Here is a 22,434-nt window from a genome sequence, read left to right on the forward strand (position 1 = left end):
AAATTTGCGCAGATGCAGTTTTTAAATTTACTAAAAAAATACATTATCGACAGCCAAATATATGTTTCTGTGATGGGAACCTTTTTGGCAGTATTTTTCATGCTGGAGCAAAACCTGTTCCGCTTCCCTACAGTGATTTTAATATTCATCACATTTTTCAGCGGCTATCTTTATACCAAGTACCAGCGACACCGTTTTTTTACCAGAATTCTGATCTTTAATATACTTTGCGGCATTTTTTCTGCGGTTTTAATCCTCTTAAACCATAATGAAATAAGACTTTTAAAATGGGGCATAATCGTTGTCCTCGGTTTAGTTTACAATTCAGCATTTATTGAAAATCAAATCAGAAATATTCCTTTGCTTAAAGTATTCTATGTCGGACTAACGTGGGCTTTAATTAATTCCTGGCTTATCGTACCCGAATTTCATCCCGAAATCTTCATCATCAGTCTCTTATTCGTAAGCGCGCTGGTCCTTCCTTTTGATATCCGCGATATGAAAGATGACACGGTGATCACTTTCCCACAGCTTATTGGAGTACAGAATACCAAATTCATGGCCTATATAATGGTATTTATAAGCATGATTCTGGCGGTAGTATTTTTGAAAACTGATTATGCATTGGCTTTATTCACCACTTCAATAATTACTTTCATTTTAATATATTTCTCAGAAAACGCTAATAAAGATTCTTACTTTTCTTTTGGCGTGGAAAGTTGTTCAGGTCTGCCGCTTTTATTTCTGATTTTAATGAAGTATTTTTGAAAAATGATTATCCGGAAGCTGCATCTCATCAATTTTAAAAACCATCAGGAAAAATCCTTTGAATTTTCACCCCAAATCAACTGTTTTGTAGGAAACAACGGGGTGGGAAAAACCAATGTTCTCGATGCGTTGCATTATCTTTCCGTAGCCAAAAGTTTTCTCGGAAACACGGATCTGAATAATATTAAAACGGATGAAGATTTTTTCGCTATTGAAGGCGAAATTTCTGATGGTGAAAAAGAAAATATCATCAAGGTTCAGATGCCGAAAGAGGCTAAGAAAATCATAAAAAAGAACGATAAATCCTACGACAGAATTGCCGATCATATCGGATTTTTGCCCAGCGTAATAATTTCGCCTTACGATTCTAACCTGATTTCCGATTCTGGAGAAAGCCGAAGAAAATTTCTGGATGCCATGATTTCGCAGACTGATTCGGATTATCTTTTCAACCTGATTCAGTACCAGAAAACGGTGCAGCAAAGAAATGCACTGCTGAAAAATTTTGCCAGAAACCGCTATTTCGATGCAGAAAATCTCAAAATTTACAATGAACCGCTGATCAAATTCGGTACAAAAATCTTTGAAAAAAGACAGCAGTTTACCGATTCCATTGTCCCGCTGATTCAGCAGTATTACGATATTATTTCCAACGGAAACGAAAAGGTTACGGTAATTTATCAGTCGCATCTGCAGGAAAATGATTTCGGGACTCTTCTGCAGGAAAATTCCGAAAAAGACAGAATGCTCACTTATACTTCAACAGGAATTCATAAGGATGATTTGGTTTTTGAGATGAACGGTAATTCGCTGAAGAAAATCGGTAGCCAGGGTCAGCAGAAATCTTTTCTCATCGCGCTGAAGCTTTCCCAAATGAACAGAATTAAAGAACTTACGGCAAAAACGCCGGTTCTTCTTTTAGACGATATCTTCGATAAACTTGATGACACGCGGGTTTCGCAGCTGATTGAACTCGTGAATCAGGAGCATTTCGGACAGATTTTCATTACGGATACCAATCTGGAACGCACCGAAAAAGTGGTGAAAAAGATTAATGAAGAATCGAAAATTTTTGAAATTTAAACCATGAAAAAGAAAAAGCGCGAATTTCAGTCTTCCGAACTGGTAAGATCATTTGCCCGAATTCATGGTTTCGAAGATAAACTGCTTGCTTTTGAAATTAAGGATTTTCTCAGCGAGTATCTAAGCGAAGCACTTTCCAATGAAATTGAATCTGTAAATCTGAATAAAAAAATTTTAGAAATCAGGATAAAATCTCCGCTTCTGAAAAATGATTTCAGAATGCGGAAAACCTTCTTTCTGAATAAGTTTAAAGAAAAATTCGGCGAAGAAAATATTACCGATCTTCAGATTTTGTAACCACGGTATTATCCACCATTTCTTTCGCGCTGTCGTCCAGATCTGAGCGGAGCGGCAGGAAAAAGCGCAGCGGATTCTTCATGAAATACCTGAAAATTTCCTTATAAATTTCGGTCACCTCGCCAAAATTCACCTTTCTGGAACGGAAAGCCAATACCATCGAAAGTCCGAAACTTACTGCAAAATTGAAGAAACCAATCAAAAAGACGGTAATCACCGAAATCCATACGGTGTAAGAATCCACCACAAATCCTTTACCATAAAAGCCTAAAGCAATATTTCCTGCAGCAAAAGTAATGTGGCGGATGTCGAGATCCAAGCCTAGAAAAAGCCCTACAGGACCTGTAATTCCGAGAAAGACACCAAACCAGAAATTGGAGATGATACCGGCGGAGTTTCGGGCATAGTAATCTGAAATGTTTTCCGCTGCTTTTTTACCCAGAAAGTAGTTCAGAAAAGGGTTTTTTGCGATTCTTTTCGGAATACTGTAAAATACAGAACTGTTGCCGATATTCCCGGAAATAATCCCTGAAATAAAGAGAAAGAATCCTGCAATACACGCGTGGAAAATTGCTTTGGAATGAAACGGATCATGATCCTGAAGAATTTTCGTAGCTTTTTCTGCCGCAAAATTCTGCTGAAAGAGAACATCAAGTCCATAAATAATCGCAAGCGCTACCGGAAAAGCCAATGCCACATTACCCATGAATGCAATGAACTGCGACCGGAAAACCTTGGAAACCAAATGCGCAAAATCGACATAGTTTTTCTGGGTGTTTTCACCTTCCGAAAGTACTTTTGCCATCGTTGCTGCAGTCATCGCAGGCTGTTTGGTCGCTAATGTAAAACTCATCAGATAAATCATGATAAATCCCATCGCATAGTTGGTGGCATATAAAATGGCGTGAGAGAAATCGCTTCCGGGAAGCGAGCCATAAAAAAGTTTAAGAACCACAAGACAACCTACTATAATTCCACCGCCGCTGGCTTTCAGGAACATGCTCATATAATCCCTGCGTGACGAGGTAATGTAGTGTGTTCCGGTTTCGGCTGTGTGATTGGTAATCAGGTGAGACATCAGCGTCGTACTGTCTGACACCAAATCGACCAGATTATTCTTATGTGATTTATAATCCAGAATATGGAAAAACAGCTGTTTGGATTTGTGCACAACATCTTCTTCCTCATCAATCACCATCACGTTATGAATATCGCTCATGCGGTTCAGTTGCTGCCTGATTTTGATAAGCGACTGGTTGATTTTGCTGGAAATTCCGTATTTCGCGGAGTTTTTGAAGGCTAGTGTCACGAAATCAAGACATTGCTCCAAATACACTTTTATCTGCTTATAATGTACATCTTTGGAATTGAGGGTGAAATCAGGATTTTCAGCGTAATTTTCATTAAGTCGGTCGAGTTCATTTTGAAGCGCCAAAAAAGGATTATCGAAATTACGGTATTCAGGAGCCATATTGACAACTTCTACATCCATCGCATTCCCGATCACGCGCCACGCCAGTATATTCATTGAAAAAAGCAGCTCTTTTTTCACTTTAGGCCTTAAAATTAAATCATCAATCCGAAGCAGACGGAAAAACTCACTCAGTTGTTCCTCCGGAAGATTCTGGAAATACTGCAAATCCTTTGTTGGCCGTACAGAAGTGGCATCTACGAGAAACCAAACCGTATTTTCATGTTCCACGGCCGGCAGAATTTTATTCAGCAGTCGTTTTTTAAACTCAGGAAAAAAAGCGTTTTCCGATAAAATATTAGCTTCGGTAAGCGAAAGATTAAAGGGTTTTCCTTCAAAGACATGGTTGATATAGAACGCAAAATTCTCAGTAACATCGGGATTTGTACGCAGAAAATCAAGAATTTCCTCAAAATCAGACGCACGCAGATTAAGCATCAATTCAGAAAGCGGCTCCAAAGATTTCGTTTCGTTACGGAAACTGAAATACTTGGAAAGAAGGGTATTAAAATCTGTCTTATTTCTTTTGTATAAAGGCATATTCCCTACAAAGATAATTTATTTCAAACTTACGTTATTCATTTGCCGCATGATCCAGCTGTGTTTCCGCTTGAGGTAAGAAGATGGATTTTTGGGATCATATTTTTTTGGATTAGGCAGGATGGCGGCAATCCAGGCGGCCTCACTTTTCGTGAGATTTATGGCGCTTTTGTTGAAATAATATTCAGATGCAGCTTCAACTCCAAAAACTCCGCGTCCCATTTCTATTGAGTTCAGATATCTTTCCAGAATCACGTCTTTGCCCCACACAAGTTCAATGATGAAGGTATAAACGGCTTCCAAACCTTTCCTGATCCAGCTTCTGCCCTGCCAAAGAAAAATATTTTTAGCAGTCTGCTGGGAAATGGTACTTCCGCCACGCAGTTTTTTGCCCTGTTCATTATGCTTCATTGCTTTTTCAATGGCTTTATAATCAAAACCTGTATGACTGAAAAAAGCCTGGTCCTCTGAAGCAATTACTGCTTTTTTTACAAGACTGCCCATTTCGTCATAGGATACATAATCTCTTTTCAGCTTTCCGTACTGAAGCAAACCTCCAATCTGGGTGATCGTAACAGGCGGATTAAAGAATTTACCCCATACAATAAAAAGTATATTCGCGAGAATGAGTATAAAGATGAGTTTTTTGATTTTCTTCCACATAAACTTCGGGTGATGAGCATTATTAATTGCCTGCAAAAATAGAAATATTAATTATTTAAGGGGCTTCAGGTATGTTAAATTATAATCGGGCAGCAATTCGGGATGAAAAATTTTGATGTAATCTTTCAGAATTAAATCAGAACGGACTACTCCGCTTTCGAAAAAATCATTCGCACTTCCCTTCTCTTTCCCGCTCACGGTGTAGAGTTTTCCGTGATGATATACATTCATTTTCGTATAATTCGGGTTGATTTGTAATAGTTCTTTCTTTGTTTTATGGTTTCCCACATTCACCCAAAATTCAGCATTCTGAGATTTCGCAAAAACTTCTTCAAAACTTAAAGGAACTGCTTTCGAACGGGAGTTTTCAGCGTTAATATATTTAGCATTTGCATCTGCAATCAGTGTTGCTAAATTTGTTTTTCCGCCGGGTAAGAACCATTGGTTTCCGTACATTTCATTGGCAAGAACAACAGGTTTGTTCTGTGCTTTTTGAGCTAACGTTTTCAGGGAATCATAGGAACTCTGAATCTCTTTAAACCGCACAGCTGAAGCTTTTTCAGGACCTATAAGTCTTCCGAAAACCATAAGATATTTGGATTTTTCCAAAGGATTCTGCTCCAGATATTCATCCAGAAAAATAATTTCGATTCCGTTTTTTCTGATGAGATCGTAGGTATTGTCAAAACTTGCAATATAATTCGTGAAGACCGCGTCGGGTTTTAGTGCGATAATTTTTTCGACATCATATTTCTGCTCGTTTCCGATGTTCTGAATTCTTCCCTCTGAAATGAGACTATGAATTTTCTCCGAATAAACATACTCCGGACTGGAGATTCCGATGATTCTATCTTCTAAACTCAATTCTGTAAAGTATCCGACCAGACTTGCATTGAGTAACATTACTTTTTTAAAAGGCAGTTTCGAAACAGGAATATTGTAATTAAATTTACCTGATTTTAACTTTACAAAATCGCCGTCACTTTTGAATGCGACATTTTCCGAAATTTTTTGCCAGTCGTTTATCGTAAATTTTTCTTCCTTTTTACACGACAAAAGCAGAAATAGAAATAAAAATGCAAAAAAAGTACGTTTCATTTTTTGAAAGGAATAAAAAAGTGTTATATTTGCAGACCTAAAAAAAGGCCTCGTGGCGCAACTGAATAGCGCATCTGATTACGGCTCAGAAGGTTACAGGTTTGAATCCTGTCGAGGTCACAGAAACCCTGCATTAAGCAGGGTTTTTTATTTTTCCAGAAGCAGGGAAACCCATTCTTCACGCTGCAGTTTTCTTTTCAGGGTAAGTTTCTGCTCATTACAAACTTCCAGAATATCATCAACATCGAAGAAGCATAATCCCGAAAGCAGCAGTTGTCCTCCGTTATTTAATATCGAAACGTAGGTAGGAATATCTGAAATAAGGATATTCCGGTTAATATTAGCCAGAATTATATCAAAATTTTCGGCACCTAAATTATCCGCAGTTCCCTGAGAAATATCAAGATCAACATTGTTTCTTTCTGCGTTTTCCTTCGAATTTTCTACAGACCATTCGTCTATATCGATGGCAACGGTTTTTCCTGCGCCCTTCTGCTTTGCGAAAATCGCGAGAACCGAAGTTCCGCAACCCATATCGAGAACGGTTTTGTTTTCGAAATCCATATCGAGCATCTGCTGAATCATAAGATAGGTTGTTGCGTGATGTCCCGTTCCGAAAGACATTTTAGGTTGGATAATAATTTCGTGAGGGAGGTTTTGGTTTGAATGAAATTCTGCCCGGATGGAAACCTGATTCTCTACATTAATTGGCTCAAAATTCTTTTCCCATTCCTCGTTCCAGTTGATATTGGGCATTTCCTGATAGGTGTAGGAAATTTCTACAGCTTCATTTGAAAACATGTTAATTTCCTTAAGTTGTTTTTCATCTAAAAGGTCCTTCTGGATATAAGCCAGAATTCCGTTGTGTTCCTCCGTAAAACTTTCGAAACCGATTTCGATGAGTTCTGCCATCAGGATTTCGTTCCAGGGCTGGAGTGGTGATATATTAAAGTTGAATTCTAAATAATTGTTCATGGTAAATTTTTTGTAAAAATAACTAATTTCTATTGATAAAGGGAACTGCGCCCCGGATTGAACGGCATGTTTGAGCTTTTTTCGGGCGGCGGCTTCGCCGCCGCCCGAAAAAAGCGAGTAGTGAAAGCCGGAAATGTGCGCCCAAATTAATTCCTGTGAAAATGCGCAGGAAATGCGTCTTCAGGTTTCTGGCGGAAGATATTGAGCAAAATCCAGGATTTCAGAAAGCCATAGCCGTAAGAGAACATCTGGATATAAGTTGAGATAACCGCGAATGAAGCGATGCTGATATTTTTGGTTTTATACAGCGCGTGAAAAAATACGAGCACCGTGTATAAGCCATACATCGCAAGGATAAATCCTTTCTGAAGCAGAAAATATTCGATGAATCCCAAAACATAACCAATAAGAAACAGGGATGGAAACGCAAATGAGATTTTCACGTAATTTGGGTGGCGCAGGTTAAGAATAGGTCTTGCACAACCAAACTGATAAACCTGCCTGGAGAATTTCCCAAAATCGACGCGCCGCTTATGATAAACCCCGATATCATCAAAAAAAGCCGTGGTAAAACCATTCTCCCAAAGTGTCATGGAAAGGTCCGGGTCTTCGCCAATTCGCATTTCTGAAAATCCACCCACAGCCTGGAACGCTGATTTTTTGACGCCCATGTTAAAACTTCGCGGCTGGAATTTGGTGACCGCTTTTTTACTACCTCGGATTCCTCCTGTGGTAAAAACCGAAGTCATAGAATACGAAATCGCTTTCTGCATCAGGTTGAAACCTTTGTGGGCTTTGTCGGCGCCTCCAAAAGCGTCGCAGGGAATGTCTGTAATATTTTTTTTGATATTTTCGATGTAATCTTTCTCCACGATCACATCGGAATCCACAAAAACGAGCCAGTCGTTCTTGGCTCTTCTTGCGCCATAATTCCGCGATAAACCGGGACCGGAATTGTCTTTTCGATAAAACTGGATATTTAAACTTCCCTTAAAAAGTTCAGTGGTATGTCTTAAATCAATCAGTGAGCCGTCATCTACAATAATCACTTCAAAATCTTTGTCCGTTTGGTGGGACAGTGAATTCAGCAGCTCGAAAAGTTCGTCTTTCCGGTTGAAAATGGCGATGATTATTGAAATGGTGTGCAATCTCATTTTTTAAAATGTTCAGTTGCGTCATCGTCCTGTTTATCTGGTAATAAACTAATAAGTCGCAAAAAATTAGAAATGATATCTAAAATATTCCAAAACATAAATTCAACTTTATCCTCACTTAACTATCTCCTTCTCGGCCTTCTAGTTTATGAATTTTCTTTGTTCCTTCATACATTTCAAACTGAAGAAAACGGCATTCCAGTTTTCCGTTGAAGAGTTTGATTCTTCGTGAAGGTCTTAAACCAACTTTCTTGGCAGCATCCAAATCCGAAGAAATTAACCACGCCAACGTGTTCGGATAATTTTTCTTGAAAGTATCACCGATTTTTTTGTAGAATTCGTCGTCATGGATTTCAATTCTTTCATCGTAAGGCGGATTGAAAACCATTAAAAGCGGGAATAGTTCTTTCTTAGAATCAAAGAAATCCTGTCTTCTCACGTCGATAACATCCTCCATTTCGGCAGCTTCTACATTGATGTGAGCAGCGTTAAGCATTTGTGAATCGATGTCGTATCCAACAATTTTTCCTGTAAATTCCTTAACTCGGTTTATTCTTACTTCTTTTATTTTCTGAAAAAGTTCAGCATCATAATTTTTCCAGTTCTGGAAAGCAAATTTTTTCCTGAAAATCTGCGCGGGTAAATCCATTGCAATCATAGCGGCTTCAATGAGTAAAGTTCCGGAACCGCACATAGGGTCAAGAAAATTACCCTTTCCGTCCCAGCCTGCCAGCTGTAACATTCCGCTGGCCAAAACCTCATTAATTGGAGCTTCACCCTGTTCTTTTCGGTAACCGCGCTTGAATAAAGGATCACCTGCCGAATCTAAAGAGATCGTTACCAATTCGCGGTCGATATGCAGATGGAACTTAATATCAGGATCCTGAGTGTCAACATTAGGGCGTTTTCTGTGCTTGAATTTGAAATAATCCACGATCGCGTCTTTCATTTTCTGCGACATAAACTGCGAATGTCTGAACCGATCGGAATAAACCGTCGCGTCAATTGCGAAAGTTTGGTCCACATCCATATATTCATCCCACGGAAAAGCAAAAAGTTTGTCGTAAAAACGGCTTTCGTCCCAGGCTTTAAAGGTAAGCACAGGTATCATAATTTTAAGCGCAGTTCTCGCGGAGTAATTGATTTTATATAGAAAACCAAGATCACCTTCGCAGTTTACCGCACGGTTTTTAATTTCCACGTTCGTACCGCCGAGTTTCTTGATTTCCTCTGCCAAAACTTCTTCTAATCCGAAAAACGTTTTGATCTGTATCTTTAAATTTTCTGTATCCATATTTATTTGAGCTCTGCTTTTACAAAGTTTATCTTTAAAACTTCAGTCCGAAATGAAAGACACGGACAGTGTTTAAAAAAAGAAATCTTTTTGATTTGTAGCTAGCGAACTGCAAATTTAGTTATTTTTGCACAATGGCATGGTTTGAAACATGGTTTAATACCCCTTATTATCACATTCTTTACAAGGATAGAAATTTCGAAGAAGCAGAGAACTTCATCACATTGCTAATCAATGATTTGCAGATACCCGAACACTCAAAAATTATTGATTTAGCTTGCGGAAAGGGACGACATTCTGTATTTCTGAACAAAATGGGATTTGAAGTTTTAGGTTTGGATCTGTCTGAAGAAAGCATTGCGCAGAACATCGATTTCGAAAATAATTCCCTGAAATTTAAGGTTCACGATATGCGAAACCCCATTTTTCCGGAAGTCTCGAAAGTGAAAGTTGATGCGGTTTTCAATCTTTTCACAAGTTTCGGATATTTCGAGAGTGACGTTGAAGACAAGAAAATTTTTCAATCTGTAAGTGAGGCACTTAATGCCGACGGTTTTTTTGTTCTGGACTTTCTGAACGAACAGTGGGTGAAAAACACTTTGATCCCGGAGGCAGTAATTACAAAAGCAGACATCGACTTTCATATTTCAAAAAGAATTGAAGACCACCACGTTATTAAAGATATTATTTTTAAAGATCAGGGCGAGGATTTTCATTTTTTCGAGAAGGTTAAACTTCATACATTAGAGGAAATTGGCGCTTATGCGGAAGAATTTGGATTTCAGCGCATAAAAATTTACGGGGATTATAACCTGGGAACTTTCGATTTACAAAAATCGCCCAGATGCATTAATGTATTCCGGAAGATTTAAAACTAACCTCAACCGGTAAAACCATAAAAACCTTATAGATTTATGATCATATTTCTCTTAATACTTAGTGTTCTGGCGGGAGTATTTCTCGGAAAATATTTTGGAGCACAACAGAAATTCGCGAAAAATCTTTTGATTTTAAGTGCAGGTTTTTTAATAACAATCTGTCTGAACGACGTTTTCCCAGAAGTTTATGCAGAAGCAAATCCGAATATCGGAATCTTTGTAATCGCCGGTGTTTTGCTACAAATGCTGCTTGAAAATCTAACGAAAGGGTTTGAACACGGGCACTTTCACCACCACCACGAAGAGAAAAATATTTTACCAGCCGCTCTGATGATCGGGATGTTTATTCATGCTTTTCTGGAAGGAATTCCGCTCGCAAATGAAACCGATGTTTTCAATCCTTATTTAATGGGCATTCTGTTTCACAACCTTCCGATTTCGTTTGTTTTAGGGGCTTTTCTAATTCAGAAACAGAAGTTTACGACCACATCGTGGCTCATCATTGCTTGTTTTGCAATTGCATCACCACTGGGATTAATTACCGGAAACTACTTTAATCCTGATTACAAAGTTTATTTTCTGGCGCTGGTAGGGGGTATATTCCTCCACATTTCGTCGGTAATTATTTTCGAAAGCAATAAGAATCACAATATCGACTGGAGTAAGATTTTGATGGTGATTTGCGGCGTAATTTTAGCGCTGGTGGGACATTTGTTCCATGACCATTAATAAAAAGGCTCCGGATTTCTCCGAAGCCTCCCATCATTATTTCACTTAATTCTGGAATTAAAACTTCCAGCCTAGTGTTAGAAAGAAATTATCTTTTTTATTCTCTACATTTGATACAATTGACGCATCAGACTCAACAATATAATTGTTTGAAAAATAACCGGTATTGTTCGACGCTGAGCCCTGTAAAAACGGGCTGCTGTACTCAGAATTCACATTCTGATATGCTGCGTCGATAAAGAAGGATTTGAAATCATATCCAACTCCTAAGCCCAACGTATTTCTTTTTCCTAAAATCAAGTTGTCGTAAGAAGTATTAGACGCAGTGCCGTTATCCGACAAAGTGCTGATCGAAACTGAATCAAAAGGACTGGAAGCAAACCCATAACCGCCTCTTAATCTGAAAGCAGCAATGCGGTATTCCGCGCCAACTTTAACTTCTGAAAGATTTCTGGAGTTATCAGTAAAGAAATTATTCAGCTCAGTCTCTGCATTTCCATAAACTTTATATTTTGGTTTAGTAATGCCTAATGAATAATCAACATTAATCGCGAAATTTTTGTTAGCTACATAAGCCGCACTTAAGGTCGCTTTCATTGGCGATGAAAGTTTACGGTCTTCAGTATAAGTTCCGTCAACAGGATTTTCATATTCGCTGTAAACTCTTGCAATACTCCACCAAGTTGGGGTTTCGAGTGACGCTCCTAATCTAAACTGTGGACTTACTTTGCCGATAATTCCTACCGAAGCAGAAAACCCATTTGCAGATTCGGAGAAAGGCGTGTACTGCTTATTGTAAACGTCTGTAATATTTTCATTATTGGTAAACGCGGCAGAATCATACTGGTCCAAAATAGTATTATGGAAGTTTAGTCCTGCTCCAACATAAATTCTGTTATCGTAGTTACCTCCAACTCCAATGCTCATTTTCGAAAGATTCCCATAACGGTTATAAGCGTGTCCTGCAAACTGAAGCTCATCAACAAGCAAATTATCAGCATCCCTAATCTCATAGATAATATTGCTGTTGCCGGGAGTTTCAGAATAATTCTCAATCGACTGATTCGAATAATTTACTCCTACATTTACAAATTTCCAGGGTGTCGAGCCGGTGACAGGAAAAACAGCAATTCCGCCTACATTTCCTAAATCAGTATTATTTACCTTGTAATCAGCAGATTTCCCAGCATATGAAGTGGTATTTTTATTCGCTTCAATCCCTAAAGTCCCCGAAAATTCGCTTGCAATACTTACAGCGATACCCGCAGGATTTGAATTAAGCGTTGAGAAATCTCCACCTAAAGCCCCCATAGATCCGGCCATTGCATTGTATTTCGAAGAGCCATTCAACGATGAGTTAGAGTATACCTCAGCTGTATTTCTAAGAGTCGAAACATCTTGCGCATTCACAAAATATGCGGCAGAAAGTGTTAAAACTATTAAAGAATTTTTAATCATTTTAAATTATAAGTTTTTAAATATATTATCTTCTGAATCCTCCGCCTGATCTGGTTGAACCCGAACTAGAGTTCGATGATCCGCTGTTAAATCCTCCACCGCTGTTACCGCCTGAACGGAAACCCCCGCCGTCATTAGAATTCGTTCTGGTTCTTGGTTCACTGTAATTTGGGGAACTCTGTCTCGGCGTATTTTGTCTTGGCGTGGTCGCTGGTTGCGGAGTAGTTCTGAGTCTTGGCTGCGTACCGTTATTCTGCTGATTGAATCTTGGATTATTCTGTTGATTCTGATTCATTCTTGGATTATCATTTCTGAAACCAGAGTTTGCGTTGGTATTTACACGGTCATTGGAATTTCGTAAAGAATTTCTGAAGGCCCCATCTGCCCCACTTCTTTTGTATGTGAATCCACCATTATAGCTGTTGTAGTTTCCGTAACCGGAACCGTAAGGCGAATAATAACCATAAGGATTATATCCGAAATACGGGTTATAGTATCCGTAATAGGGGCTGTAATGACCATACCAAGGACTGTAGTAACCGTACCAAGGATTATATCCCATACCCCACGGACTATAGTAACCTCCGTATCCCCAATATGATCCGAAACCGAAATTCATTCCCCATCCAAATCCGGAATACATTCCGTACGGATATCCCCAGGTGTCATTATAATAGGTATCAGTTCCCGAATAGCTGCCCCAGTCGGAGTTTTGCTCCTTCCATTGTTCGTTTCGGTTATCTGCATTCAAATATTTGTTCTGATCATCAGTTGCCTGATAATCATAATATTCACCAACCCTGTTACCGCTGTTCATCACGGTTCCTTCAGGTAGTGTATCTCGGTTAGGATCGTAGTAAACACCATCGGTTTCGCTGTACCCACCCATCTGCGAACCGCAGGACATTAAAATTAAACCTCCTGCAACCGCCAAAACCGCTTGTGATTTCAGGATTTGAGGTAAATTTTTATAAGTAATTTTTTTCATGATAAGGTGAAAAGTTTTAATTTGATTTATATTTGCACTTTATACCAAAATTATACCATTAACACGGCTAAATTTTGAGTAAAAATACACTTTTTAGATTAGATAGAAGTATTACACAAAAGTTAAATCAAAGATAAATATAATGGCAAAATTAACTTCAAGAGCCGAAGATTACAGTAAATGGTATAATGAATTGGTCGTAAAAGCGGATCTGGCAGAAAATTCCGGGGTTCGAGGATGTATGGTGATTAAACCTTACGGTTATGCGATCTGGGAAAAAATGCGCGATGAAATGGACCGTAAGTTCAAGGAGACAGGGCATGAAAATGCGTACTTCCCCATCTTTATCCCCAAAAGTTTATTTGAAGCTGAAGAGAAAAATGCCGAGGGTTTTGCCAAAGAATGTGCGGTTGTTACCCACTACCGACTGAAAACCGATCCGAATGATCCGAAAAAACTGATCGTCGATCCTGAAGCTAAACTCGAAGAAGAACTGATTGTTCGTCCTACTTCCGAAGCCATCATCTGGAACACTTACAAAAACTGGATCCAGTCTTACCGCGATCTTCCGATACTAATCAATCAGTGGGCAAATGTTGTGCGTTGGGAAATGAGAACACGCTTATTCCTGAGAACGGCGGAATTCCTTTGGCAGGAAGGCCATACCGCACATGCAACAAAAGAAGAAGCGGTTGAGGAAACTGAAAAGATGCTTCACGTTTATGCAGATTTTGCCGAAAACTTCATGGCAATACCCGTAATTAAGGGAATTAAAACCGAATCCGAAAGATTTGCCGGCGCAGATGAAACCTACTGTATTGAAGCATTGATGCAGGACGGAAAAGCCCTTCAGGCAGGAACGTCACACTTCTTAGGGCAGAATTTCGGAAAAGCTTTCGATGTCAAATTCACAAACAGAGAAGGAAAGATAGAGCACGCATGGGGAACTTCCTGGGGAACTTCTACCCGACTGATGGGTGCATTGATCATGACTCACTCTGATGATTTAGGGTTAGTACTGCCTCCTTCGTTAGCACCAATTCAGGTTGTTATTGTGCCTATTTTTAAAGGCGAGGAACAGCTGCAGCAGATTGACGAAGTTGCTTATGAAATTCAGACTAAACTTAAAGCAAAAGGTATCTCTGTAAAATATGATAACCGGACCGAAAATAAACCGGGCTGGAAATTCGCAGAATACGAACTTAAAGGTGTTCCTGTAAGAATTGCACTAGGTGCCAGAGATCTTGAAAACAAAACTGTGGAAATTGCCAGAAGAGACAATTTAACAAAAGAAACCCAGCCTCTTGAAAATCTCGGTACTTATATTGAAAATCTTCTTAAAACAATACAGGAAGATATTTATAAGAAAGCGCTGAATTACCGTGAAGAACATATCACAAAAGTTGAAACTTACGAAGAGTTCAAAAAAGTACTGGAAGAAAAAGGCGGCTTTATTTCAGCTCACTGGGATGGTTCTGCTGAAGAGGAAGAGCAGATCAAAAATGAAACAAAAGCGACGATCCGATGTATTCCGTTAGATAATGAACTGGAAGAAGGCATCTCAATGATTTCCGGAAAAACTTCAACTCAACGTGTTATTTTCGCAAAATCCTATTAACATCGTTGACTGGTTAAATAAATGACATTAAAGTGTTAATTTAAATATAAATTATATAATTTAAAGCCTTTTTGGATTAATATTTGCATGGATTTATTAAGTTAAATTTTAAAATAAACTATTATGTCATTAAATGTTATCGATCTTATCAAGGGACAGTTAGGTCCGGCATTGGTTTCTCAGGCTGCTACGCAGTATGGAGAAAGTGAATCAGGAATTTCCAAAGCAATAAGCGGCTTATTGCCTGCGGTTGTTGGTGGAATGGCAAATAATGCTAACCAGTCTACACTATTGGATGCTATTACAGGTGCCAATTCTACAAGTTTGCTCGGCAATCTTTTAGGAGGCTCATCTAATAATTCTTTAATCACCACCGTTCTGTCTGCCATCTTTGGAGATAAAATGAATGGATTGATTAATGCTGTTTCTGGATTTTCCGGAGTAAGCAATTCCACATCGGGTTCTCTACTCAATATGGTTACTGGTGCTGCTTTAGGTTCACTAGGTAAGTATTCGGCAGATAATAATCTTGACAGAAACGGTCTTTCTAGTCTGTTAGCTGATCAGAAAGGCATTGTTTCTTCCCTACTTCCTGCAGGACTATCATTAGCGTCCCTCGGTTTAGGAAATTGGAGCGGCGAAACTGCTGTGGAAACCGAAAAGGTAAAGGTAACTTCTTATGACGACCCAAAAGTTGAAGTAAACCGAGGTGGTAATACTCATGTAAATGTTGACCGTACTGATGATAAAGATGCCGGATCCATCTGGAAATGGCTTTTACCATTATTACTATTGGCTCTCGCTGCCTGGTTCCTTTGGAAACAGTGCAACCAGCCGGCTAATCAGACCACAACCATGACAGATTCTACCTCTGTAGTTACAGACTCTGCTGATATGATGCCAATGGATTCTTCAGCGGTTACCGTTACAAAAACAGATGAAGATATTGATCTGAACGGTGTAGCTCTGAAAGGATACAGAGGCGGAATGGAAGATTCAATGATTTCTTTCCTTAAGTCCGGTGGATATACAAATGCAGCGGATGATGCAGCACTTAAAGATGCATGGTACACCTTTGACAAAGTAAACTTTAAAATGGGTTCTTCTACAGAGCTAGAAGATGGATCCCAGGTTCAGTTGGATAATTTGGTGGCGATTCTTAAAGCTTATCCTGATGCTAAGATAAAAGTCGGAGGTTACACAGATAAGGTTGGGGACGAAGCAGCTAACGTGAAGCTATCCACAGCGAGAGCAAATTATATTAAAACTGCTTTGGAAAAAGCGGGTGTAGGTGCTCAGGTGATTGGTGCCGAAGGTTACGGAAGCCAGTTTGCTACTGTTGCAGCTACAGCTTCTGATGCCGAACGTGCAGTTGACCGTAAGATGGCAGTAAGATTTGCAAAATAATTAATTAAGATTTGTATGAATCCCGGCAGATAGTCGGGATTTTTTTTTGTTGAAATTTGCGAATTAGATTTATTTATTTAATTTTGTTAGTCTAATCTAACAATTGTGCCAAAATCTAATAGTGGTTGGCAGCGGGAAAAACACTCAAATTCCCTGCCTGAAGTATTTTCAAGCATCAACATTCCGAAAGACGCGAGTTTTTGGCGAAAACTCTTTGCTTTTGCCGGACCTGGGCTTATGGTGGCCGTAGGGTATATGGATCCTGGAAACTGGGCCACTGATATTGCGGGCGGCGCACAGTTTGGTTATACATTATTGTCTGTTATTTTAATTTCCAATCTGTTTGCAATCATTCTTCAGCATTTATCATTGAAACTGGGAATCGTAGCTGAACGGGACTTAGCACAGGCATGCCGCGACCATTTTAATCCCACCACCAACTTCATCCTGTGGGTTTTCTGCGAGATTGCCATCGCCGCATGTGATTTGGCAGAAGTGATAGGATCTGCAATTGCCCTTAATCTCCTTTTTGGGATACCATTAACATGGGGAGTGGTTATTACAGTCGTAGATGTATTTCTTATCTTATTTCTTCAGGCCAAAGGTTTCAGATATCTCGAAAGCATCGTGGCAGGGCTGATTTTTGTGATCTTAGGCTGTTTCATTTATGAAATAATTCTCAGCAAACCCGATATATTCCCAATTCTAAGCGGTCTTGTTCCTCAAAAAGAAGTCATTACAAATCCTTCGATGCTCTATATTGCAATAGGGATTCTGGGTGCTACCGTGATGCCGCATAACTTATATTTACACAGCAGCATCATTCAAACCCGGAACTACGAACGGACTAACGAAGGAAAAAAAGAAGCGATTAAGTTCGCCACGATCGACAGTACAGCGTCATTATTCTTAGCTTTTTTCATCAACGCCGCAATATTGATCGTTGCTGCAGCTACGTTTCACACCACAGGGAATCAGGATATTGCGGACATTCATGATGCGCACAAAATGCTTGCACCAATTTTAGGAACTACTTTCGCAAGCATCTTTTTTGCAGTTGCACTACTGGCTTCAGGGCAGAATTCAACACTTACCGGGACTCTGGCTGGGCAAATCGTGATGGAAGGATTTCTGAATATTCGTCTGAAACCCTGGTTAAGAAGATTGATTACGCGGTTAATCGCTGTAATTCCGGCACTTATTGTCACCATTCTTTACGGCGAAAAAGGTACTACCGATTTACTCGTATTAAGTCAGGTTATCCTTTCAATGCAGTTGAGTTTTGCGGTCGTTCCTTTGGTTATGTTTACCGGATCTAAATTAAAAATGGGACAATTCGTAAACAAGCCATGGCTGCAGATAACGGTATGGATAATTGCCATTATAATCATCTTGTTGAATTTATACCTCCTCATCGAAACATTTTTTGGGTAATGAAAATAAAATTTTTTGTTTTATTATGGCCTTTTGGATTGGTGAATGCTCAGGAAAGTATTCAAACCGACAGACCTGACCAAACGGAATCAACATCAATTACTCCGAAAGGTCACCTGCACATTGAAACCGGATTTTTTTATGAAAGGACCGGGAAAGAATCTAAATCATTCTCCCATCCTACCGTTTTGTGGAAATACGGAATTCATGAAAATTTTGAAGCGAGAATTGGCACAGAATTCATGTCGGAAATCGCCTCTTCTGATACAAAGTCTGGCATTCCGCCGCTGACATTTGGTTTTAAGGTTAAACTTGCAGACGAAAAGGTGTTTTTTCCAAAAATTTCTTTTCTAGGTCACCTGACGGCAAACAGACTTGCATCTTCAAATTATAAAACACCGCATCCTGCCCCTTCATTCAGATTTCTTTTTCAGCACACCTTATCGGACCGATTAAGTCTGGGTTACAATCTGGGTGCAGAGTGGAACGGCGAAAACCCAGATATCACCGGAATTTATACGGTTTCAACTTCCTATTCATTTAATGAGCGGTTTGGCGGCTTTGCCGAATTTTATGGATTTATTAATGAATTTCAACCGCCAGATCATCGTTTCGATACCGGCTTCACTTATCTGTTTAGTAATAATTTTCAGGTTGATGCTTCTGCCGGAATTGGAATTTCCCATTTATCACCCCGCTATTTTTTATCCTGCGGCGCTTCGTACCGCTTCAGGCTAAAATAGGAATTCTGCCGAAATGTCTTGAAACCTCATTTGGCAAAATCTTTGCGAAATGATGAGTACTAAAATGTAATATTATGTCGGAAAATCAAGATATACACGATGAAAATGCAAATCTGCAGGAAGAAATCAATCAAAAACCGGAAGCTGATGCCACAGAGAATGTGACAGCAGGTCCTACAACAGAGGAACTTTTGGCAGAAGAAAAAGACCGTTACATCCGTCTTTTTGCAGAATTCGAAAATTATAAGAAAAGAACTGCCAAAGAAAAAATGGAGTTTTTTCAGTATGCGAATCAGGACATGATGATTTCTATGCTTGCAATCCTGGATGATTTCGAAAGAGCACTTAAAGAAATTGCAAAGACAGGAAACGAAACCGATTTACAGGGTGTAGAACTGATTTACCAGAAATTTAAAGGTAAACTTACGGAAAAAGGACTTCAATCAATGGAAGTGAAACCCGGCGACGATTTCAACGTAGATTTTCACGAAGCGATTACCCAGATTCCGGCACCGACTGAAGATTTGAAAGGTAAAATTGTAGATGTTATAGAAACCGGTTATACCCTTCACGACAGAGTAATTCGGTTTACTAAAGTCGTTACAGGAAATTAAAAACATAAATAAAAAAGGTAATTGAAAACAGTCAGTTATCTTTTTATCTTTTATCAATTATACCCAGAAAATGTCAAAAAGAGATTATTACGAAATACTCGAAGTCAGTAAAAATGCGTCGGCAGACGAAATAAAGAAAGCCTACAGAAAAATGGCGCTTAAGTACCACCCAGATAAAAATCCGGGTGATAAAAGCGCTGAGGAAAAATTCAAAGAAGCTGCAGAAGCCTACGAGGTGCTGAGCGACGATAATAAAAAAGCTCGTTACGACCAGTTTGGCCATGCCGGAATGAATGGCGGCGGTGGATTCGGTGGTGGCGGATTCGGCGGCGGAATGAATATGGATGATATCTTCAGCCAGTTTGGTGATATCTTCGGTGGACATTTCGGTGGTGGAGGTGGCGCACAGAGACAGCAGCAGCGCGGCAGCAACCTTAGAGTAAGAATAAAACTCAATCTTGAAGAGATGGTGGACGGAACCCAGAAAACCATCAAAGTCAAGAAGATGAAAATGGCTCCGGGTGCCACATCCAAAACCTGTACAACATGTAATGGAAGCGGTGTGCAGGTGAAAGTAATGAACACCATGTTCGGACAGATGCAAACTCAAACCCATTGTTCTACCTGTCAGGGAATCGGTAAAATTGCTGATAAAATTCCGGCAGGAGCTAATGCACAGGGTCTCATTAAAGAAGATGAAGAAGTAACAATCAATATTCCAGCTGGAGCCAGAGAAGGAATACAGCTGAATGTACGCGGCAAAGGAAACGACGCACCGTTTGGTGGTAATCCTGGTGATCTTTTGGTTGTAGTGGAAGAAGAAACAGATAACACCATCAAACGTGAAGGCGACAATCTTCACCAGGAACTGTATATCTCCTTTGCAGAAGCTGCTTTAGGAACACAAAAAGAAATTCCTACCGTTGGCGGTAAAGTTAAAATTAAGGTTGATGCCGGTACACAGTCGGGAAAAATTCTCAGACTGAGCGGTAAAGGTTTACCAAGCATCGACAGTTATGGCAAAGGTGACATGTTTGTTCATATCAACGTTTGGACTCCACAGCATTTGTCTGCTGAGCAGCGGGAATTTTTCGAAAAACAAATGAAGAGCGGAGACATGATCGCAGAACCTTCCGGAAAAGAAAAGACCTTTTTCGATAAAGTACGCGACCTTTTCAATTGAATAATTAAAAAGTTGGGTTAAATATTTTCTAAACTAAACTTCTTATTTCCATACTACTAAAAATAAAAAAGCAATCTGATTATTCAGATTGCTTTTTTTTATATTGGGGAAATTCTTACTTTTCAATATGCTTTTCTTCCTTTTTCTTACCGAAGAAGAATTTAACGATGATCGGAACGGTAGTAATCAGCACGATAATAATAATGATCATCTCCAGATGCGACTTAAGATCGATTCCGAACTGGTCCATGAAAAGCCTGTCGAGATAGTGGCCCGCAAAGATCAGGGAGAAAGACCACAGGAATGCACCAATGACATTATCGATAAGAAATCTCGTTTTATCCATCTTCACAATTCCCGCAACAATTGGGGTAAAGGTTCGTACTACAGGGAGAAATCTAGCCATAATTACAGCCAGCGCGCCATGTTCTTCAAAGAAATCATGAGCCTGAAACAGATATTTTTTCTTAAAAAGGAAAGTATCTTCTTTTTTGTAAAGTGCAGGTCCTGCTTTTCGGCCAAACCAATAGCCAACTTCGTTTCCGATAACTGCTGCAATCGCAATGGCAGTAGCCAAGATAGTGGTGTCTAAAAAATCACTTCCGGTCGAACCGATAGCCTGGTCCACAATTTCTACAGCATAGATTCCGGATACAAAAAGCAGACTGTCACCCGGCAGAAAAAAACCTACAAATAAACCTGTCTCCGCGAAAATAATAAACAAAATGAGCCAGAAACCGCCCATTTTTATGTAAAATTCAGGATTCAGTAAATCCTTCCAACTCTCAAAATGTTCCATATTCGCAAAGATAATAAAAGAGCAGTTTTTTACAGATTAATAATCTGTTAAAGTTTCCCAAAAATTACAGTGCAAAATCATCAGTCGTTGCAGCGGTTCCGTCGGCCATCAGGAATGCTTTAAGGAAAGGAGTCAGGTCACCGTTCATCACCCCATCTACATCAGAGGTTTCGTAACCCGAACGTACGTCTTTTACCAATTTATACGGATGCATGACGTAATTGCGGATCTGGCTTCCCCATTCGATTTTCATTTTTCCTGCTTCAATTTCGTTTCTTGCCTTCATCCGTTCTTCAAGTTCCATCTCATAAAGTCTTGAACGTAAAAGCTGCATCGCTTTTTCCTTATTTTGAAGTTGTGACCGGCTTTCTGAGTTTTCAATGATAATTCCAGTCGGTGCGTGACGCAAACGGACAGCCGTTTCGACCTTGTTTACATTCTGCCCTCCTGCTCCACTCGAACGCATGGTTTCGAAAGAAATATCTGCCGGATTGATGTTGATCTCAATAGTATCGTCAACTAAAGGGTAAACATATACGGAAACGAAACTCGTATGTCTTTTTGCATTGGAATCGAAAGGAGAAATCCTTACCAGACGGTGTACCCCATTTTCGCCACGCAGATAACCGAAGGCAAATTCGCCGTCGATTTCCAGTGTAACGGTTTTGATTCCGGCAACATCACCTTCCTGATAATTAAGTTCCCTTAGCTTATAACCTTGTTTTTCTGCCCACATTGTGTACATTCTCATGAGCATTGATGCCCAGTCGCAGGATTCTGTTCCGCCAGCACCAGCAGTAATCTGCAGTACCGCCGAAAGTTCGTCGCCTTCGTTGGAGAGCATATTTCTGAATTCCAGATCTTCTATTTTTTCCACTAAAACCGGAAATGCCTCATCGAGTTCTTTTTCAGAGTCCGGATCTTCCTTGGCGAAATCCATAAGCACCTGAAGGTCTTCGTAGCGCGTAAAGATCTCCTCATAATCATTCACCCACTTCTTCTTGGAACGGAGCTGTTTCATAAAAGCTTCCGCCTCCTTCGGGTTATCCCAAAATTCAGGAGAAACTGTTTTTTCTTCGTCGTTGGTGATTTCGATCTGTTTTTTTTCGATCTGAAGATATTTGTACAGATCCTCAATTCTGGATTTGAGGTCTTTAACCTGGTCGCTGTTAATCATAGTGCAAAAATAAGCATTTGGTACTGAAATTTTTCGAAAATCATCTTTAAAGAATGGTTACGC

21 protein-coding genes and 1 tRNA gene are annotated in these 22,434 nt (G+C 39.5%); 12 read left to right on the plus strand and 10 right to left on the minus strand.

From position 1 onward, the window contains the following. Window positions 1-12 precede the first annotated feature (12 nt). Genes KTV93_RS02355 through KTV93_RS02365 form a run of 3 tightly spaced genes read left to right on the plus strand, consistent with a single transcriptional unit; the run spans window position 13 to window position 2,148 of the window. Complete coding sequence (locus KTV93_RS02355) at window positions 13-768, plus strand: UbiA prenyltransferase family protein (protein WP_218249730.1); 756 nt, start codon at window positions 13-15, stop codon at window positions 766-768. Window positions 769-771: 3 nt separating this feature from the next. Next, window positions 772-1,851, plus strand: coding sequence for a DNA replication/repair protein RecF (gene recF / locus KTV93_RS02360; protein ID WP_218249731.1), 1,080 nt, complete (start codon window positions 772-774; stop codon window positions 1,849-1,851). A gap of 3 nt (window positions 1,852-1,854) precedes the next feature. Next, the gene (locus KTV93_RS02365) at window positions 1,855-2,148 is read left to right on the plus strand and encodes a hypothetical protein (protein WP_218249732.1); all 294 of its coding nucleotides are present in this window, start codon (window positions 1,855-1,857) and stop codon (window positions 2,146-2,148) included. Here the strand turns inward: KTV93_RS02365 and KTV93_RS02370 are convergent. From KTV93_RS02370 to KTV93_RS02380, 3 genes are read right to left on the minus strand one after another with little or no spacing between them, the layout of a single operon-like run. Next, a complete protein-coding gene (locus KTV93_RS02370; protein ID WP_218249733.1) occupies window positions 2,126-4,159 on the minus strand; it encodes a site-specific recombinase in 2,034 nt (677 codons plus the stop codon). The genes KTV93_RS02365 and KTV93_RS02370 overlap by 23 nt on opposite strands. 18 nt (window positions 4,160-4,177) lie before the next feature. Beyond that, window positions 4,178-4,822 (minus strand): monofunctional biosynthetic peptidoglycan transglycosylase, encoded by a 645-nt coding sequence (gene mtgA / locus KTV93_RS02375; protein ID WP_218249734.1) that lies wholly within the window; start codon window positions 4,820-4,822, stop codon window positions 4,178-4,180. A gap of 51 nt (window positions 4,823-4,873) precedes the next feature. After that, entirely contained in the window at window positions 4,874-5,920 is a 1,047-nt protein-coding gene (locus tag KTV93_RS02380; RefSeq protein WP_218249735.1) for an ABC transporter substrate-binding protein, read from the minus strand. A gap of 46 nt (window positions 5,921-5,966) precedes the next feature. Between KTV93_RS02380 and KTV93_RS02385 the strand changes: the two genes are divergently transcribed. Next, window positions 5,967-6,040: transfer RNA gene (locus KTV93_RS02385), tRNA-Arg, on the plus strand. 27 nt (window positions 6,041-6,067) lie between these two features. On the opposite strand, the gene prmA is transcribed toward KTV93_RS02385, so the two are convergent. The 3 genes from prmA to KTV93_RS02400 all read right to left on the minus strand — a co-directional run bounded on the left by prmA (window position 6,068) and on the right by KTV93_RS02400 (window position 9,343). Further along, window positions 6,068-6,895, minus strand: coding sequence for a 50S ribosomal protein L11 methyltransferase (gene prmA, locus KTV93_RS02390; RefSeq protein WP_218249736.1), 828 nt, complete (start codon window positions 6,893-6,895; stop codon window positions 6,068-6,070). Between the two features lie 146 nt (window positions 6,896-7,041). Next, complete coding sequence (locus KTV93_RS02395) at window positions 7,042-8,049, minus strand: glycosyltransferase family 2 protein (RefSeq protein ID WP_425256090.1); 1,008 nt, start codon at window positions 8,047-8,049, stop codon at window positions 7,042-7,044. A 118-nt stretch (window positions 8,050-8,167) separates the two neighbouring features. After that, complete coding sequence (locus KTV93_RS02400) at window positions 8,168-9,343, minus strand: THUMP domain-containing class I SAM-dependent RNA methyltransferase (protein WP_218249737.1); 1,176 nt, start codon at window positions 9,341-9,343, stop codon at window positions 8,168-8,170. Between the two features lie 134 nt (window positions 9,344-9,477). On the opposite strand from KTV93_RS02400, the gene KTV93_RS02405 reads away from it, so the two are divergent. Together KTV93_RS02405 and KTV93_RS02410 are read left to right on the plus strand one after the other, a co-directional pair. Beyond that, complete coding sequence (locus tag KTV93_RS02405) at window positions 9,478-10,215, plus strand: class I SAM-dependent methyltransferase (protein ID WP_218249738.1); 738 nt, start codon at window positions 9,478-9,480, stop codon at window positions 10,213-10,215. A 42-nt stretch (window positions 10,216-10,257) separates the two neighbouring features. After that, a complete protein-coding gene (locus KTV93_RS02410) occupies window positions 10,258-10,950 on the plus strand; it encodes a ZIP family metal transporter (RefSeq protein ID WP_218249739.1) in 693 nt (230 codons plus the stop codon). Window positions 10,951-11,007: 57 nt separating this feature from the next. Here the strand turns inward: KTV93_RS02410 and KTV93_RS02415 are convergent, their stop codons facing one another. Together KTV93_RS02415 and KTV93_RS02420 are read right to left on the minus strand one after the other, a co-directional pair. Beyond that, complete coding sequence (locus KTV93_RS02415) at window positions 11,008-12,408, minus strand: OmpP1/FadL family transporter (RefSeq protein WP_218249740.1); 1,401 nt, start codon at window positions 12,406-12,408, stop codon at window positions 11,008-11,010. Window positions 12,409-12,433: 25 nt separating this feature from the next. Further along, the gene (locus KTV93_RS02420) at window positions 12,434-13,396 is read right to left on the minus strand and encodes a DUF3300 domain-containing protein (RefSeq protein ID WP_218249741.1); all 963 of its coding nucleotides are present in this window, start codon (window positions 13,394-13,396) and stop codon (window positions 12,434-12,436) included. Between the two features lie 142 nt (window positions 13,397-13,538). Between KTV93_RS02420 and proS the strand changes: the two genes are divergently transcribed. The 6 genes from proS (at window position 13,539) to dnaJ (ending at window position 20,395) form a co-directional block, all read left to right on the plus strand. Beyond that, on the plus strand, window positions 13,539-15,014 hold the full coding sequence (proS, locus tag KTV93_RS02425) for a proline--tRNA ligase (RefSeq protein ID WP_218249742.1): 1,476 nt from the start codon (window positions 13,539-13,541) through the stop codon (window positions 15,012-15,014). 123 nt (window positions 15,015-15,137) lie between these two features. Then, the gene (locus KTV93_RS02430; RefSeq protein WP_218249743.1) at window positions 15,138-16,421 is read left to right on the plus strand and encodes an OmpA family protein; all 1,284 of its coding nucleotides are present in this window, start codon (window positions 15,138-15,140) and stop codon (window positions 16,419-16,421) included. Between the two features lie 105 nt (window positions 16,422-16,526). Beyond that, window positions 16,527-17,855: an Nramp family divalent metal transporter gene (locus KTV93_RS02435; protein ID WP_218249744.1), complete on the plus strand. Its 1,329-nt coding sequence runs from the start codon at window positions 16,527-16,529 to the stop codon at window positions 17,853-17,855. After that, window positions 17,855-18,598: a transporter gene (locus KTV93_RS02440; RefSeq protein ID WP_218249745.1), complete on the plus strand. Its 744-nt coding sequence runs from the start codon at window positions 17,855-17,857 to the stop codon at window positions 18,596-18,598. The genes KTV93_RS02435 and KTV93_RS02440 overlap by 1 nt, the downstream gene beginning before the upstream one ends. A 74-nt stretch (window positions 18,599-18,672) precedes the next feature. Then, window positions 18,673-19,212, plus strand: coding sequence for a nucleotide exchange factor GrpE (locus KTV93_RS02445; RefSeq protein ID WP_218249746.1), 540 nt, complete (start codon window positions 18,673-18,675; stop codon window positions 19,210-19,212). 70 nt (window positions 19,213-19,282) lie between these two features. Continuing rightward, window positions 19,283-20,395, plus strand: a complete 1,113-nt coding sequence (dnaJ, locus tag KTV93_RS02450; protein ID WP_218249747.1) for a molecular chaperone DnaJ — start codon at window positions 19,283-19,285, stop codon at window positions 20,393-20,395. Window positions 20,396-20,510: 115 nt separating this feature from the next. Here dnaJ and KTV93_RS02455 read toward each other — a convergent pair whose 3' ends face one another. Together KTV93_RS02455 and prfB are read right to left on the minus strand one after the other, a co-directional pair. Further along, complete coding sequence (locus KTV93_RS02455) at window positions 20,511-21,194, minus strand: DedA family protein (RefSeq protein ID WP_218249748.1); 684 nt, start codon at window positions 21,192-21,194, stop codon at window positions 20,511-20,513. A gap of 64 nt (window positions 21,195-21,258) precedes the next feature. Next, complete coding sequence (prfB, locus tag KTV93_RS02460) at window positions 21,259-22,371, minus strand: peptide chain release factor 2 (RefSeq protein ID WP_218249749.1); 1,113 nt, start codon at window positions 22,369-22,371, stop codon at window positions 21,259-21,261. Window positions 22,372-22,434: the final 63 nt, after the last annotated feature.

Source organism: Kaistella faecalis, assembly GCF_019195395.1.
GTDB lineage: Bacteria > Bacteroidota > Bacteroidia > Flavobacteriales > Weeksellaceae > Kaistella > Kaistella faecalis.